The organism is Nostoc sp. UIC 10630 (assembly GCF_010747425.1).
Lineage (GTDB): Bacteria > Cyanobacteriota > Cyanobacteriia > Cyanobacteriales > Nostocaceae > Nostoc.
In genome coordinates this window covers 1-16,771 of the sequence record NZ_JAAGOG010000172.1, presented here as the reverse complement: position 1 = coordinate 16,771, position 16,771 = coordinate 1, and the positions used below count along the sequence as shown (strand labels likewise).

At 42.2% G+C, this 16,771-nt stretch carries 17 protein-coding genes; 8 read left to right on the top strand and 9 right to left on the bottom strand.

Annotation, left to right across the window (positions count from 1 at the left end; genetic code table 11):
- Positions 1–380: dihydrodipicolinate synthase family protein (locus tag G1O98_RS29140; protein WP_175586916.1), on the top strand; the 380-nt coding region annotated here is incomplete at its 5' end.
- A gap of 297 nt (positions 381–677) precedes the next feature.
- On the opposite strand, the gene mscL is transcribed toward G1O98_RS29140, so the two are convergent.
- The gene (gene mscL / locus G1O98_RS29135) at positions 678–1,109 is read right to left on the bottom strand and encodes a large conductance mechanosensitive channel protein MscL (protein ID WP_163935498.1); all 432 of its coding nucleotides are present in this window, start codon (positions 1,107–1,109) and stop codon (positions 678–680) included.
- Between the two features lie 255 nt (positions 1,110–1,364).
- On the opposite strand from mscL, the gene G1O98_RS29130 reads away from it, so the two are divergent.
- The 3 genes from G1O98_RS29130 to G1O98_RS29120 are packed head-to-tail and all read left to right on the top strand — an operon-like array spanning position 1,365 to position 3,837.
- Complete coding sequence (locus G1O98_RS29130) at positions 1,365–2,285, top strand: class I SAM-dependent methyltransferase (RefSeq protein WP_163935495.1); 921 nt, start codon at positions 1,365–1,367, stop codon at positions 2,283–2,285.
- Positions 2,278–3,246: a PrsW family intramembrane metalloprotease gene (locus G1O98_RS29125; protein WP_163935492.1), complete on the top strand. Its 969-nt coding sequence runs from the start codon at positions 2,278–2,280 to the stop codon at positions 3,244–3,246. The genes G1O98_RS29130 and G1O98_RS29125 overlap by 8 nt, the downstream gene beginning before the upstream one ends.
- Before the next feature lie 33 nt (positions 3,247–3,279).
- Entirely contained in the window at positions 3,280–3,837 is a 558-nt protein-coding gene (locus G1O98_RS29120) for a Uma2 family endonuclease (protein ID WP_163935489.1), read from the top strand.
- A 209-nt stretch (positions 3,838–4,046) separates the two neighbouring features.
- Here G1O98_RS29120 and G1O98_RS29115 read toward each other — a convergent pair whose 3' ends face one another.
- The 8 genes from G1O98_RS29115 to G1O98_RS29080 form a co-directional block, all read right to left on the bottom strand.
- Positions 4,047–4,919 carry a 6-carboxytetrahydropterin synthase gene (locus G1O98_RS29115; RefSeq protein ID WP_163935486.1) on the bottom strand — a complete coding sequence of 291 codons (873 nt, stop codon included), beginning with the start codon at positions 4,917–4,919 and terminating at the stop codon, positions 4,047–4,049.
- 119 nt (positions 4,920–5,038) lie between these two features.
- Entirely contained in the window at positions 5,039–5,740 is a 702-nt protein-coding gene (locus G1O98_RS29110; RefSeq protein WP_163935483.1) for a J domain-containing protein, read from the bottom strand.
- Positions 5,741–5,755: 15 nt separating this feature from the next.
- Complete coding sequence (gene cysK, locus G1O98_RS29105; RefSeq protein ID WP_163935480.1) at positions 5,756–6,718, bottom strand: cysteine synthase A; 963 nt, start codon at positions 6,716–6,718, stop codon at positions 5,756–5,758.
- A 110-nt stretch (positions 6,719–6,828) separates the two neighbouring features.
- Complete coding sequence (purT, locus tag G1O98_RS29100) at positions 6,829–7,992, bottom strand: formate-dependent phosphoribosylglycinamide formyltransferase (protein WP_175586915.1); 1,164 nt, start codon at positions 7,990–7,992, stop codon at positions 6,829–6,831.
- A gap of 65 nt (positions 7,993–8,057) precedes the next feature.
- Complete coding sequence (locus G1O98_RS29095) at positions 8,058–8,540, bottom strand: pentapeptide repeat-containing protein (protein WP_163935504.1); 483 nt, start codon at positions 8,538–8,540, stop codon at positions 8,058–8,060.
- 102 nt (positions 8,541–8,642) lie between these two features.
- Complete coding sequence (locus G1O98_RS29090; protein ID WP_163935477.1) at positions 8,643–10,412, bottom strand: ABC transporter permease subunit; 1,770 nt, start codon at positions 10,410–10,412, stop codon at positions 8,643–8,645.
- A gap of 44 nt (positions 10,413–10,456) precedes the next feature.
- Positions 10,457–11,407: an ABC transporter ATP-binding protein gene (locus G1O98_RS29085; RefSeq protein ID WP_163935501.1), complete on the bottom strand. Its 951-nt coding sequence runs from the start codon at positions 11,405–11,407 to the stop codon at positions 10,457–10,459.
- Positions 11,408–11,611: 204 nt separating this feature from the next.
- Complete coding sequence (locus G1O98_RS29080) at positions 11,612–12,466, bottom strand: mechanosensitive ion channel family protein (protein ID WP_163935474.1); 855 nt, start codon at positions 12,464–12,466, stop codon at positions 11,612–11,614.
- Positions 12,467–12,715: 249 nt separating this feature from the next.
- Between G1O98_RS29080 and leuB the strand changes: the two genes are divergently transcribed.
- The 4 genes from leuB (at position 12,716) to accD (ending at position 16,720) form a co-directional block, all read left to right on the top strand.
- Positions 12,716–13,804: a 3-isopropylmalate dehydrogenase gene (gene leuB, locus G1O98_RS29075; protein ID WP_163935472.1), complete on the top strand. Its 1,089-nt coding sequence runs from the start codon at positions 12,716–12,718 to the stop codon at positions 13,802–13,804.
- 90 nt (positions 13,805–13,894) lie between these two features.
- Positions 13,895–14,155: a hypothetical protein gene (locus G1O98_RS29070; RefSeq protein ID WP_012409327.1), complete on the top strand. Its 261-nt coding sequence runs from the start codon at positions 13,895–13,897 to the stop codon at positions 14,153–14,155.
- A gap of 197 nt (positions 14,156–14,352) precedes the next feature.
- Complete coding sequence (locus G1O98_RS29065; RefSeq protein WP_163935468.1) at positions 14,353–15,243, top strand: A24 family peptidase; 891 nt, start codon at positions 14,353–14,355, stop codon at positions 15,241–15,243.
- Between the two features lie 526 nt (positions 15,244–15,769).
- On the top strand, positions 15,770–16,720 hold the full coding sequence (gene accD, locus G1O98_RS29060) for an acetyl-CoA carboxylase, carboxyltransferase subunit beta (protein WP_163935465.1): 951 nt from the start codon (positions 15,770–15,772) through the stop codon (positions 16,718–16,720).
- The last annotated feature ends 51 nt before the right edge of the window (positions 16,721–16,771 follow it).

Sequence of the window (16,771 nt, the reverse complement as noted above, 5' to 3'; positions counted from 1 at the left end):
TGCTGCCGGGCGAACCGGTGACCGGCTCGAAGATCGTGAAGATCGGCGAAGGCGGCGTGCGCGCCGCCATCCTCCCCTCCGGCATGCGCGCCTTCTCGACGCGCATCAAGGAAGAGACCGGCGACATCCGCCGCGTCACTGACATGTATGTGGCCTTCGGTGATCGGTTTAGCATCTTCTGCGGTGTCGACGACCTGATCGTCGAAAGCTCGGCGCTTGGCGTGACCGGCTGGGTTTCCGGCATGACGAATGTCTGGCCCGCCGAATGTGTCGAGCTCTTCAACCTTTGCGCTGAAAACCGTTATGCCGAAGCGCGCGCCCTTTACAGGATCCTGACGCCGTCGTTACAACTCGCTACGCCATTAAAGCATTTTCCCTAAAACAACCGGCCCGCGCGCCGCCGGTACGGCCGGGGCGGGCGGGCGCCGGGGCCGCCGGCGGCCAACAGGACACGGGGCAATTATTGAACAAATCTCTCCTCGTCTCCCCCCTCTTCGTTGTCTCTTCTTCATGCGCCTGCTCCCCGCTCCCTGCTCCCCTGCACCTTCCCCCCACTTAAGTAAGTTGGCACAATAAAATCAAACTATGTAAAGACAAACGAACTAGGCTAAAACCCTTATACCTATTGACTATTGCCTATTGCCTTATCCCAACGACAATTATTTACGCCCACTTACTTACAACACTTCATGATTCCGAGATTCCAATGTCTGGCTCAGTCTATCCAACGCCGCAGTCAGCCTTTCCTGAGCCATAACATTAGCGTCTGATGGTGGGGATTCTACGGGAACCTCCTCTTGCCTCTTGAATGTTTGTAAGGTACGAATTGCTACAAATAAGATCAAGGCAATGATTAAAAAGTCAATGATTGCACCAAGAAATTGACCGATCGCAATTCCTGGGCCTATAGTGATAGTTCTCCATTCTTTGCCAGTCACGCCAATCAAAGGGTTAATCAATGGCATAATCACAGCCTCAACAAAGGAGGTGATAACCCGGCTGAAGGCAGTACCGATGATGACTGCGATCGCTAAGTCAATTACATTGCCTTTGAAAGCAAATTCTTGAAAATCCCTTAAAAAGCCACTTGCTCTTCTTGCTCTTGCCATACTTGAGACTCAATAAGTTAGCTGTAGTCTTTTTTTATATGGCGCTCAACTTTTTTCCCTCTCTGTTGAGATAGATTTTGTCAATCTTCAATGAAGTGTATAAATTGGAGAACAGTGTGATTCTCTGGAAAAACAAATCACACCAAAATTTTCCATATCAAAATTCCATGACATCGTTATATAATTCAATTCATTTCTAGACTGCCGTCCAGCAATTATGTCATAAGTAAAAAAGCTGTGAACGCAAATTAATTTATGACTGCTACTGCAAAAACTACTCCTAGCTTCGCTTCCCGCTTAGTAAATGGCGTACTGGCAATCAAGCCTTTAGCCAACCTAGCGAAACATCAAGCCCGTCAAATGATGATTAAACGTGCGGAGAGAATTGGCGTACCTTGGACGCAAGAAGTCGAAACACTACAAGCGCGTGATTGGAAGGCTGATCTAGCTCAAGTACAAAATCCTGAGCTTTCCTACCCAGAATACTATTTGCGGCCATTCCATGCCTACGAAGACGGAGACCTCAGTTGGAAAGCCGCTTGGGAGCTAGAAGTTGCTGCTCGTACTGTCCATGCCGGAATTTGGCAGGATGCTGGAGCAGAAGGAGATGCTAGACTGCGCCAAAGTTACCACGATATCCTCAAAGCGCAAATCCCCAATCAACCCCAAGAAATCCTAGACTTGGCCTGTGGTGTGGGTTTGAGTACATTTACCATGCAAGAAATTTATCCCCATGCCAAAATCACAGGCTTGGATTTATCTCCCTATTTCTTAGCCGTTGCCAATTACCGCGCTGGGCAACGCCAAGCTAAAATTAATTGGCTTCATGCCCAAGCTGAATCTACTGGGCTACCAGATGCCTCATTTGATTTAGTCTCAATTTTCTTGATGTGTCACGAATTACCGCAGTCAGCAACCCGACAAATTTTTGCTGAAATACGGCGCGTGCTGCGTCCCGGTGGCTACTTGGCAATCATGGATATGAATCCCAAGTCTGAAGTTTACCAGAAAATGCCAGCCTACATTTTGACTTTGCTCAAAAGTACTGAACCATATTTAGATGAATATTTTGCTTTGGACATTGAGCAAGCTTTTGTTGAAGCAGGTTTCCAAACTCCCACTATCACCAACAATACCCATCGTCACCGCACAGTAATTGCTCAGGTGAGTGGTTGATTTTTCTCTACTGCTGTGGTCAGCAATACCACCCTTGCTGCTGCTAGGCTACTACTACTATCGAGTACCATTTGCCCCACCTCTGTTAAAGTTACTGATGTTCTTTGGCATCGGGGCAATATCTGGTCTTTTAGCCCTTAGACTTGAATGGAATTTTGAAACTGTAGCCAATTGGGTTATAGACTGGGAACGGATCAAGCGATCGCTCCCTGGTGCAATCTTGCGGCAGCTTGTGGAAGTAGGTTCAATTGAAGAAGGCTTCAAGTTAGCAGGGGTTGTTGTACCAACCTATTATTTGCAACGCACGTATCGATTACTTCCCTCAACTGTTTTCCTCTTCACCATAGCCGTTGCCCTTGGATTTACCGCCGAAGAGAACTGGATTTATCTTTTTCACAATACAGGATCAATTCTTGGGCGTACTATTAGCACGCCAGTCCATGCCATGTTCTCTGCGCCTTGGGGATATGCCTTGGGAATGTATATTTCGTCTAAAAATCGGTTACATCAAGACAGGAAGTTCATTTTTCTGGCTTGGCTGAATTCTGTGATTTGTCATGCCCTAGTTAATATTCTATCTAGTGCTTGCAGTTACTCACCAGCGCTATGTTTCCTTAATTATGGTTTATTTCCGTTTCTCTTGTGGATGTTTTGGCGATTAGAACAATTACTGCGAAAAGTGCAAGGTAAACCTGTAATTACCCTGATTTGGGAACGTACACCCCAGCGACGTTACTGGCAGAGGGGTTTAGTGCTTTTTGCCCTCGTGCTGGGTGGAAATGCTATTTTTGGGCTGTTTCTCTTAGCCAATAAAATTATTCCTTTGAATCCGTCCAAGCTTTTTGACAGTTATATTTTGTGGTTTATATTTAGTCGATTTTTGTTAAATCTCTTTTTTGGAGTTTTAGCTTGGGGCATTTATCGCTATTTGCGACATTCCGCCCGCCGTCGGTATTTTTAAAAGTATGATTTAAGAAAATGCTAGGGGGTTTCTATGCAAACAACTCCAGTGCGTTGGACGACAGATGACCTAGAGTTATTCGCTGGCGATCGCAGAAATCGCTATGAGATTATTGATGGAGAACTATTTGTGACCAAATCACCTAGTTGGGATCATCAATCAAGTTGCGTAAATATTGCTACCGTTCTTAAGATTTGGTCAGATGAAACTGGTTTAGGTAAAGCTGCAATCGCACCTGGAATCATTTTCTCAGATTCTGACAATGTGATCCCTGATGTGGTGTGGGCAAGTCATGAACGCTTAAAATACTTGCTAGATGAAGCTGGACACCTCACCGGCGCACCAGAGTTAGTAGTAGAAGTTCTGTCACCAGGTGAAAAAAACGAGAAACGCGACAAGGAAACAAAGCTAAAGCTTTACTCAGTGCAAGGGGTTCAGGAGTATTGGATTTGCGATTCTATACAGAAGAAAGTTGAGGTTTATCGACGCGAACAGGCTGCATTAAAGTTAGCAGCTACTCTATTTAGTCAAGATGAGTTGACAAGTCCTTTGCTACCTGGTTTCACCTGCTTAGTCAATAAACTTTTTTAGGCTTGGATTCTTTCGATTATCTTCTTTACTCTGTGTTCTCTGTGCCTCTGCGGTTAAATAAATCACTTTTAAACCGCAGAGAACCGAAGAGAATAAAATAAATTTTAAGAATCACTTTGAAAGGGCGATTTTTAATAATTCGTAATTCGTAATTCGTAATTCGTAATTCGTAATTATTAAAAATGTCCTATGCCTAAATTTTCAATTACCTAAACCCGTGCTAATATTGGCTGATTCACATCTGCGGTGACTGAATCTGATTCTGACTCCGTGCAGTAGATTTCGCAGGAGTTATTAGGACTTTCAATCAGTTTCACTTTGTGAAGTTTAGCTCCCAATTCTTGAATGGGCGATCGCAATAAATTACTAATGTAAAGTGCGATATTCTCAGCAGTGGGAACAATTTCGGCAAAGTAGGGGATGTCTTTATTTAAAAAAGTGTGATCGAATGGTTCAACCACATAATCTTCTATGACTTGATTCAAACCCCCTAAATCGACAATCATGCCAGTGCGTGGGTCAATTTCCCCTTTGACGGTGACTTCTAGATGATAATTGTGTCCATGACCGTGGGGACGGGCGCACTTACCATAAATCTCAGTGTTCTCTTCGTTACTGAGATGAGGATGAGCTAGCCGATGGGCGGCGCTAAAGTGAGTACTGATAGTAAGGTATGCTTCCATTGCGTTTCCTATATAATCTGCCCAAAGTTCAGGATGTTCAAATAACTGCACACGCACTAAAGGCAAATGCGGTGCTAACCTCTGCCAGATAATCCGGGCAATATTCTCAGTAGTGGGCAGAGTTTGTTGAAATTCTGTCCACGCATCGTTGATATAAGAGAAATCCAATTGACTGGTAACTTCTCGTTTGATTACGTGTTTGACATCAGACAAGTTCAGCACCATACCATACTTATCCAATTCCCCGGCAAGGGAGATAAATAAGACATAGTTATGTCCGTGTCCAGGAAATTTAGAGCAAGCACCAAATTTTTCAATATTCTCGGCTTCACTCAGTTCTGGCAACCAATAGCGATGACTTGCCGAAAACTGGGCGCGGCGATTAACAATACATTGCATGAGTACACTATGAGCAGAATTTAAAATTTCTTAATCTTTTTCTGTTTCCAGCATAAACTAATTTGTTGGTCATTTGTTATTTGACCAATTACCAATGACAAATGACCAATGACAAATAACTACATAACAGACGCTTGCGCTTCACAGTGTAATCTCGTAGCTATGCGGAATAATTCTTGGCCTGTGTGTAAATAACGCTCATCGTAGTTCAAAGGAAAATAAGCCAACTCGTCAAGCCCATCTGCTACTTGATTGAGGCTGTAATAGAGGTTAGCCGCAGTTCCTGCTAAAGTAGAGGGATTTGGCAGAGAGCGAAAAATAATTTGTGCCTGCTTGAGGTCATCTCGACAGGCTTGTAAGTATTCCTGAAATTCATCTAACAACTCATCATCAAAAGGATCGGCGGCTAATTGCTCTATTTGCTCCTCTAGAGAATAGAGAATACCATCAAGTAGATGATTGACTGGTTGATAAACTCGACGCAGCCATTCTTCAACTTGCTCGTCAGCTTCCCGTCCGGTTTTTCGTTTTGTCTGGTAATGCTTTTGCGCCGATGCTGTACGCTGTTGGCGATCGCTATTTAATTTTTGAGAATCATTTTGTAGTTGTTGGTCATAATTGCGGCGATTATGGTTATCACCTAAGATTTCATAAGCTGCATTGATGAGAATAATCTGATCGCGATCGGCTGTGTCCTGATTACTGTCAGGATGAAACAACTTAACCAAGCGGCGATAAGCTTGCTTAATCTCCGCAAGGCTTGCACTTGGACTAACTTTGAGAGTTTCGTAATGGTTAGAAACGTGCTTAGAATTGACCATTAATTCAATGTATCGTTAACCAACGCTAGCGGGCAACTTTGCCTCCAGGTCTTGGAACAACGGTGTACTCAAATACCTCTCACCAAAGCTGGGTTGAATCATCACAATTAAACGCCCTTTGTTTTCTTCACGTTGAGCAACGCGAATTGCTGCACATAAAGCGGCCCCACTGGAAATACCAGATAGTAGCCCTTCTTCTTTTGCCAAACGCCGACTATAAGCGATCGCTTCGTCATCGGTGATGGTAATCACTTCATCTATCAATTTTATCTTGAGAACTTGGGGAATAAACCCAGCGCCAATTCCTTGGATTTTGTGTGGCCCTGGCTGTCCCCCAGATAAAACTGGGCTATTGGCTGGTTCAACTGCGATCGCTTTAGAACTAGGTTTGCGTGCTTTAATCACTTCTGCTACCCCAGTGATCGTACCACCAGTGCCCACACCCGCCACAACTATATCTACTTGTCCATCAGTATCTTCCCAAATTTCAAGAGCTGTAGTTTCTCGATGCACTTTAGCATTAGCTGGATTCCGGAACTGCTGCAACATATAGGTATTTGGCGTACTATTAACTATTTGCTGCGCTCGTCTAATTGCCCCACTCATGCCTTCCATACCTGGCGTTAGTTCCAGTTCTGCTCCATAAGCCCGCAACATTGCCCGACGCTCACCACTCATGGTCTCTGGCATTGTCAAAATTAATCGATAACCCTTAGCTGCTGCTGTCATTGCTAGGGCAATTCCTGTATTTCCAGAAGTGGGTTCTACTAATATTGTCTTCTCAGGAGTAATCAGCCCCTCCTCTTCGGCGGCGTTAATCATACTCACCCCAATCCGGTCTTTGACTGATGCCGATGGGTTTAGACTTTCGAGTTTTACCACAATTTCCGCAACACATCCCTCTGTTTGAGGAATGCGGTTCAACTGCACTAGGGGTGTACGACCAACAAGTTCTGTAATGTTACGAGCAATTCGCATAATTATAGTCCTTAGTCATTTGTCATTTGTCATTTGTCATTTTTTATTGCGTCGGAACTAGCTTCGGAAGCAGAGCATCACCTTTGATTTAGGCACTCATCAGATGATGATTAAATAATTGTGATTTTACTTGCGGCTTTAGTAGCTTTTTCCCTAGCCTCTTCGATATTCAGACCCTTGGCTAAAGCTACTCCCATTCGTCGATATGGATGAGCATTAGGTTTACCAAATAATCTAATATCCACATCTTTTTCTGACAAAGCATCGGCTACGCCTGTAAAACCAATAGAATCAGATTTTTCCGAAGCTAAAATTACCGCACTAGCTGAGGCTCCTAACTGTTCTATATGAGGAATTGGCAAACCTAAAATTGCTCTTAGATGTAGTTCAAATTCATTGAGATTTTGTGAGATTAATGTCACCATTCCCGTATCGTGCGGTCTGGGAGAAAGTTCGGAAAAAATCACTTCATCCTTAGTAATGAAAAATTCAACGCCAAAAATTCCGGCTCCTCCTAAAGCATCAGTAACTTTTCTCGCTATTTCTTGAGATTTTAATATCTTATCTTCAGAAATTAGTGCAGGTTGCCACGATTCTTGATAATCTCCTCGTTCTTGGCGATGACCAATCGGAGGACAGAAAATAGTCGGTGCATTCCACTGTTTAATTGTTAATAATGTTATCTCGATTTCAAAATTAATAAATTCTTCTACTATTACCTTTTGGCTGTCTCCTCTAGAATTTGCGATCGCATAATTCCATGCTTTCTCAACTTCACTCTTCTCCTGCACTACAGACTGACCTTTCCCAGAGGATGACATCACAGGTTTAACAACATTACTAAACCCAATTTCATCAGAAACTGTAATCAATTCTTCTAGGGTTGTTGCATAACCATATTTAGCCGTTCTGATGCCCAATTGTTGATGCGCCAGTTCCCTAATTCTATCGCGGTTCATTGTATAGTTAGTAGCAGCCGCAGTTGGTATAACTGTAATCCCTCGCTGCTCAAATTCGATCAGTTTTTCTGTTCTAATAGCTTCAATTTCTGGTATGATAATACTTGGCTGATGCTTTGTCACTACAGCTTCTAAATCATCAGCACTGAGCATAGAAATCACTTCAGATGCATCAGCGACTTGCATAGCGGGAGCATTGGGATAGCGGTCAACGGCAATTACATAATTACCAAGACGTTGAGCCGCGATCGCAAATTCCTTACCTAGTTCTCCTGAACCTAGCAGCATCAATTTTTGGGGCAACTTAATATTCATCAACTTATCCAGACCAATCTCGATCCAATAATCTTATAATTTTTTGTGTTTCAATTAACGTCTTTTCAAGAGTTAAATCTAGCCCCGCGCAGTTGTAAATCTTGACGTTGTAGCAGAGTTAAACCAGTACCTAGACCCAGGTGACACTTATCTACTAGAGTCTCTAACCAAATAGTCTCATCCAAAGTTGCACCTCGTAAATCTGCATTTCTCAAATCGGCTTTCATTAAATTTGCAAATAAGAGGTCTGCATTGACTAAACTACTACCTTGTAGATTTGCTCCAGACAAATTGCCTCGGATGAAGTTTACATCATCTAAAATTAAGCCAGATAAATCTGCGCCTATTAGATTTGGAAATTTTAGCTGACTTGGATATTTAAAAAACCGCATCATACAGATGATATTTGCTTCATTTAGGCGGATTTTAGTTAAAAACTCATAACGAGCAATTCCCAGTTGCTTAAGAATTTGTAGACGCTGTAGGGGACTTTGTTCTAAAAACTGGATGGCTGTATGGCGTAGGTCTTGAGTCGGCAGATTTAGCATCATTGTCAGGTTATTACTATACTTATGCTAATTAAAAGTTTAACCTTAATACAAGAACCCCGATTTCTGTAAGAAGTCGGGGTTCTCATGTATAAAAATTACTTAGCGTCCGGCTAATAATGCTTTTGTAGCAGATTCACCTGCTAATCTCACCTGCTTTGTCAACTGGAAATTTAACAATGCTAAAACACTCAACTGAGCCAGGAATGCCATAAAAATTGTTGTTATCCCAGAATATTGGAGCGCTGACCAAGGAAAGGTTGAAAACAGCCATACAGTAGGATGTTTCCACGCGGAGATACCAAGAAATTCTAGAATCATCGGTGGTAAGAACGTTACCGTACCTATAGTACCTATTGCCCAGAAAGAACGTTTGGGAGTTTTCAGCAAAAGTATTAATTGGGCAATGGTAGCGTAAATCATGATTATGCTGATAGACAAAGCTAAAGCTGAAAGTAATTTTAAGCTGTTAAAATTGTCACTCGCCCCATTTTGGCTATAGTCTGTATCAAAAACAGATGTAATTGAAATCCAGACTACCAAAGGGATAGTAACAATTGCCAGATTAATAGCGATCGCTACAAGTGCAGGGCTTTTTTCTGCCCAAATTAGATCCCGCCAAACACTCTTGCGGCTAGAAACTTCTTGATGTCGATATCTTGCCCAATCTTGTACATCTTGACGATGAGGAGAAAGAACGGCAATCAAACTGAAAAGTAACCCCAAGTTGTATATTGCCAAAAAAACTAAATTCGACCCAACCTGTTCATAAAAGTTGGAATCATTGTTCCAAGATTGTAAGGTAAAGCCCCACATCATTATCTGGCAAAAAGCTACTAATACATAACTTTGTCCCTTACTAATAATTGAGGCTTGAGGATTACGAAAGGAACGTTTCAGAGCTTGTAAGATTCCGTAACTGCACAATCCCAAATTTAATAAATGAAAACCAACAATAATAACAACATTTGTCCCTAATGGTAAATAGAAAAACTCTAGGTTTTTCAATTGAGAACCATTGTATACACGTAACAAGTTAGGAAACAGATAATTTATTGTATCCCAAGGAGCGAAAAGCCTTATCCAAGCAGTTGAGTTATTTAAAATGTTACTAGAAGACGATGATGCAAACCCCATTACTGTGAACAAGAAAAGCAATACTGCACCACTACCTAACCAAGGCTGAAAACCGCTAAACAAACGACTAATTAAACCAAATAGCAATGCGGCACTGTAGAAGAAAATACAGCTAGCAGCAAGAATAGCGTAGTAACTCAAAATGTAACTAAAGGCAATTTCGGCAGAACGTCCAGCCAACAGATGTAAAGGAACTGCAACTAAGATGACGAGATAAACTAAACTCGGAACTCCTAGTAATTTACCAGTTAATATACTAGTTTCTGATTGAGGGCTTAGACGGATGAAATTCAATGTACCGCGACTTTCTTCTTTGGCTAAATCGTTGATTAATAAATAAGTTCCTGCAACTAATAGTGTAAATACAAAAATTACACTCAAAGTCAGGAATATATATTCCCAATGATCTCGCCACCACAACTGCCAATCAATTTGATTTTGGGGACAAATATTCTTTGCGACTAAATCATTTAAGTCAGGAATTTGATATTGATCTGATTGCTGGTAAATCTGGTTTTGTTGCCGTTGATATACTTGACTTAAACGACAATATGTGTTTGTTAGCGAGTATTGATCATCAGGAAACTCGCGTAATTGATATAAAAAAACTACCAGTTGCAGCAGTAACGATGTTGCAACTGCGATCGCCACATTAAAAAATTTCAGCCTTCCTTTGAGTTCCCGCAATAGTTGCGGATTCCAATCGCCGATTTTGTCTATAAAATTGGGCATCATCAGAAAAAATTCTCCAAAAATGGGGAGTTATATTTGTTGGCAAATTAAGATGCTTGTTTGTGACCTAATTTTAAGAAAATAGTTTCTAAGTCTTCTTGGGTACAGTGAAAATCAGTCAGAGGAATATCTGCTTTGATCAGCGATCGCAACAACTCAGCACTATCTTCTTCTTTACCCGAAAAATTCACCCGCACGCTGTTTTTTCCTGGTATCACCTCCCACTCTTCTACTAAATGATGATGTTTCAATTCCCTTAAAAGTGCCTCTAGGTTTCCCAGAGTTGATATCACAATTTGCTGGTGGGAAAGACGTTGGTACAGTTGTTGTAAAGAGGTACTTTCTACCAAAAAGCCAAGTTCCATAATTCCCACAGATGTACACAGTTCCGCTAAATCACTGAGAACATGTGAAGAAATGATTACAGTCATTCCAGCTTCTTGCAAAGCCTTGATGATTTCACGGAAGTGCATCCTGGCGATGGGGTCAAGCCCAGAAACAGGCTCATCTAGTAGTAGTAAAATCGGTTCGTGGATAATGGTTCGCGCTAAACTTAAGCGCTGTTTCATCCCCCGCGACAGGGTAGAAATCTGGCTGTGGCGTTTATTTCCAAGTTGAATAAGTTCTAAAACTTCATGTAGACGTTGAGTGCGACGTGGTTCTCGTAAACGATAGAGACGCGCAAAATAATCTAGGTAATCCCAGACTGTCAAATCTTCATATAGTGGGTAGTCATCGGGTAAGTAGCCTAGACGACGCTTCAGTTTGGGATTACTCTTATCACGGAGTAGGCGATCGCCATTAATATAAATCTCACCCGTAGTTGGTTCTTCAGCAGTTGCCAACATGCGGATGAGAGTTGTTTTACCCGCGCCATTGGGCCCAATCAGTCCATATACTTCCCCCGCCTGGATTTCTAAATCCACATCATTAACAGCAACGTGCCTGTCAAATTGCTTAGTTAGTCCACGGGTGCAAATTGCTAATTCTTTTACCATCGCTGCTGGGGTGCGGCTTGTGATTAACACTTAACGTAACCTCTTTCTACAACTTATGTCAGCCTTGTTTCGGAAATTGAAACTGACTCTCAGGAAATTGGCGACATAAAAAAGTAGGTAAAGCTTATGCCCTACCTACTTATTAATTCTTATTCTGCTATTTAGAAAACTTTGCAAATTAAAGCTTGACTTTTTGCTCTACTATCAAGTTATTTCGGATAGTGGTGGGATGATATTATTAATTGCATGAGCAGATGAACCGTTAACTGTATAACGGTATTCGGGAACTGGATACCCAGCTTCATTAAAGGTTTCACGGATAGCTTTATTAGTGTCGAAATAAACCTGCCAGTAATGATCATTATTGCAATAGGGACGTACTGCTAATACAGGCCCTGCAAAGTTGAAATCTTGAATTTCTACATCCGGCGCTGGATTTTCGAGGACATTAGGAATTTGGCTAATTTTCGCTTTTAAAAGTGCGATCGCTTCGTTATGTTTCACATCATGATGGATTTGAGCTACTAGATCAACCCGACGGTAAGGATTGGCGGAATAATTCTGGATATTGTCAGAAAAGATTTTATTATTAGCAACAATTGTCAATACATTATCAGGTGTATTAATACTAGTTGTGAACAGCCCAAGTTCTGTAACTGTTCCTGTGACACCTCCAGCTGCGATGAAATCACCAACTTTGAAGGGTCGAAAAACAATTAAAAATGCGCCTGCTGCAAAGTTTGCTAGTAGTCCTCCCCATGCTGCACCAATTGCAATGCCAGCTGCTGCTAACAATGCGGCAAAAGAAGTTGTTTCAACCCCAAAGAAGCCGAGAATTGCCACAATTAGAACAATTTTCAGCGTCACACCAATGATATTCAGAATATAGTTAATTAGTGTTGGGTCAATTTGTTGGCTTCGGAAAGCACGTCGTACTAGCTTCAATGCAAAATCAATCAAGCGTTGAGCAATCAGCCATATAAGAATTGCGCCTAAAACTTTAAGTCCAAACAGAGTTAACAGTTGAAGGGCAACTTGACCTATTTGATTAAAATTCATAACCCATTTTTGTCTTTGCGTTTATTAACATAAAAACATACAACTAATTTCAACAAAAAATTCCTATAGATAGTTTTTTTTAATTTTTAGATTCTATAGCTGAGTTTTTGAGATAAGTTCTCATACTTGCTGAGTATCAAAATATTTGCCAGATTACTTCTCCGACTCAGAAATAAATTAACAGCTCCATTGGTACACTTGCTAGGTATGATATTTAATCTGTAAGCATTTACCTAGTAATAATTAGCTATGACCCAGAACTACCGCATAACTCTACTCCCCGGCGATGGCATTGGCCCTGAAATTATGGCAGTGGCGGTAGATGTGCTGAAAGTCGTAGGGAAGCAATTTGATCTGAAGTTTGAATTCCAAGAAGCACTTATTGGTGGTGCAGCAATTGATGCTACAGGTGAACCCTTACCATCTGCCACTCTAGAAACTTGTCGTAACAGTGATGCTGTATTACTTGCAGCAATTGGTGGCTATAAGTGGGATTCTCTGCCATCCAATTTACGCCCAGAAGCAGGTTTGTTAGGACTACGCGCAGGTTTGGGCTTATTTGCCAATTTGCGCCCAGCGAAAATTTTGCCCCAGCTAATCGATGCCTCAACCTTGAAACGCGAAGTTGTGGAAGGCGTGGATATTATGGTGGTGCGCGAACTCACTGGTGGGATTTACTTCGGTAAACCTAAAGGGATTTTTGCCACAGAAACTGGTGAGAAACGGGGTGTAAATACAATGGTTTACACCGAATCAGAAATTGAACGCATTGGGCGAGTAGCTTTTGATGCGGCTAGAAAACGCGGCGGAAAACTTTGTTCGGTGGATAAGGCGAACGTATTAGAAGTATCTCAGCTGTGGCGCGATCGCATTACCCAACTTAGTACAGAATATCCAGATATCGAACTCTCTCATTTATATGTAGATAATGCTGCTATGCAGTTAGTACGCGCTCCCAAGCAGTTCGACACCATTGTTACAGGCAATTTGTTTGGCGATATTCTCTCTGATGCTGCTGCCATGCTTACCGGTAGTATTGGAATGTTACCCTCAGCGAGTTTGGGTGCTTCTGGGCCTGGTGTATTTGAACCAGTTCATGGTTCAGCCCCAGATATTGCTGGACAGGATAAGGCCAATCCTCTAGCACAGGTTTTGAGTGCGGCGATGATGCTACGCTACGCCTTAGACCAACCAAAAGCGGCAGATCACATCGAACAAGCTGTATTGCAAGTTTTAGAACAAGGCGATCGCACCGGGGATATAATTTCTCCAGGAAAAAACCTCCTGGGTTGCCGTGCTATGGGAGACTCACTCATTAAGGCTCTTGAACAAAAATAATTTTGTAGAGCAACTTGGGCAATTTGGCAACCTTTGCTATAAGTTTCGGGTAGACTAAAGGGAAATCTAGCAATCAAATAACAGTCGATAGTGTACGCATTACGACAGAATCCAGTAAATTTCACCGCCCCAAAGAACCAATCGCCTTTGATTGATCCTGCTGTAATCAGAGCTGCTGGGCAGATATACTATACTCACTGTGAAGTCCATCCCGAAATCGCTGGGCAACCTTCCGGTGTAGCAATTAATCGTGTCAATCATCGAGGTAAGGTTATTTTTACTAACCAACCAGTTCTTTTACCTCAAGAGTGTTTTGTACCCTTAAGTCAAATTGAATCACACATCTATTAGTCATTGGTCATTAGTCATTAGTCATTAGTCATTAGTCACTTGTACTGAGTTTCGACTGCGCTCAACTACCGCGAAGCCGTACCACTTCGTGGAAGCAAGCTACGCGTAGCGTCTTGCAGAGAAGTATTAGTTATTGACAAAGCACAAATGACAAAGCACAAATGACACAGAACTAATGACAAAGGACTAATGACTGTATGGACATTTTGTTCGCTATTTCAGCGAGTGTAATGGTCTTTGCTTTAGGTGCATCTATTGGTAGTTTTCTCAACGTTATTGTTTATCGGCTACCTGCTGGGTTGTCAATTCTTTGGCCGCCTTCTCGTTGTCCTAAATGCTTAAACCAGCTAAAAGCTTACGACAATGTGCCAGTATTTGGCTGGATTTCATTAAGAGGGCGGTGTCGATATTGCAAAAGCAAAATTTCTGTCCGTTATCCCGTGGTAGAAGGGGTGACGGGCATAATTTTTTTAGGGGTTTTTTTAGTATTTCAAGTTTCGACTTTCACAATAGGCTATTGGGCTTTTTGTAGTTGGTTATTGGCACTATCGCTGATTGACCTGGATACAATGACCTTACCGAATCCACTTACTCAGTCGGGTTTAGTGGTAGGAATTTTATTCCAAATGGTGGTTGGTTATCTACCAGAAGGAAGTTCTGTGGCATTGGTAAATCACCTTATGATGGCCATAGTAGGTGCAGTCTTGGGCTTATGGCTATTTGATGCGATCGCCGTATTGGGTTCAATTGCCTTTGGGAAAACTGCAATGGGCGCAGGTGATGCCAAGTTAGCAGCCATGATGGGAGCCTGGTTAGGCTGGAAATATTTGCTTTTAGCTAGTTTTATTGCCTGTGCGCTGGGAGCCTTAATTGGCAGTGGTGTTATTATGCATAAACGGATACTCCTAGGTCGAAGCAAGCTACGCACAGCGTCTGGTAGAGAAGCCGCTAATGAACAGACATCGACACACAGGTTAGGACAAAAAATGCCTTTTGGCCCTTTTCTCGCTTTAGGATCTCTGATTACCCTGTTTAGCGGCGAAGCAATTTTGTCTACCTATCTGCGGTTATTTTTTCCAGCGTCTTGAATTGCAGTCGCGAGTATGGAGAGAAGGGGGATAAGGGGAGTAACCCATATCGAATGCCCTTTCATAAGAAAAATTTATAATTCGTGACTGTAACCAACATTACCCCATCGCCCCTTCATGTTTTGATAAGATTCTGCTTGTGACTTGTATTACCCTCTTGATGACGATTAACCGTTAGCAAGCACAACTATTGCAGCAGATGCCGATCGTTCATAACCTAGCAATACGAATCATTGATTTGGGTGGGAGAGGGAGAGCATCTTATTTGGAGGTTGGTATTCTCATGGCTTTGTCAGTACGTCAATATAATTAAGTCTGCTGAAAATAAAGAGCAGGAGACTTGTATTGGTATAAGTATTTTCGTTAAGCTGGCAACCAAAGATGAAAATTAAGGTCTGAATTGCTTAAAAGCGTAGTTTGACGATGTAGTAATTAGTCATTAGTAAAAAAATGACTCATGACTAAGAACAACCCAATACGGTTTGATATGTTTTCGACCTCATACCCACTTAAAATAAAATAAAAAATGGCTAACAACGAAGAATCACGTGGTTTAAAGTCTCTATTTGATTGGTTTGCAAATCGGCGGAAATCAGGATCTACCAGCCTTGAGCGCCAAGAACGTGAAATTGCTGATGGATTGTGGCACAAATGCTCCAAGTGTGGCGTATTGGCATACACAAAAGACCTGAAAGCCAATCAAATGGTTTGTATCGAATGTGGTCATCATAATCGTGTAGATAGCGATGAGCGCATTCGCCAATTGATAGATAATAATACCTGGAAACCTCTAGACGAGCATTTGCGTCCAACCGATCCGCTAGAATTTCGCGATCGCAAACTCTACAGCGATCGCCTGCGGGAAACACAAGATAAAATTGGCTTAATAGACGCAGTTAACACTGGTTTAGGTCAAATCAATGGTTTGCCCATTGCCCTTGGGGTTATGGACTTCCGTTTTATGGGTGGTAGTATGGGTTCGGTTGTGGGAGAAAAACTCACCCGGATGATTGAGCAAGCCACTCAACGGCGGTATCCTGTAGTAATTATCTGCACCTCCGGCGGCGCGAGAATGCAAGAAGGAATGCTCTCCTTGATGCAGATGGCGAAAATCTCCGCAGCCCTACAGCGTCATAAAGACGCGCGACTATTATATATTCCCGTTTTGACCAATCCCACAACGGGCGGTGTTACCGCAAGTTTTGCAATGTTGGGCGATATCATTTTGGCAGAACCCAAGGCAACCATTGGTTTTGCCGGTCGGCGAGTGATTGAGCAAACCCTACGAGAAAAACTCCCCGAAAATTTTCAGACTGCTGAAGATTTGCTCCAGCATGGTTTTGTTGACGATATCGTACCCCGTACTCAATTAAAGACCACCCTAGCCCAGCTGATTGCTCTACACCAGCCTGTACTAACACCACCTCACATGGTGTTGTGGGAAACAATGTCCTTAACTTCTACCGCCGCAGAATAGAATATGGGGAATGGGGAATGGGGAATGGGGAATAGGGCATTGGTTATTAAT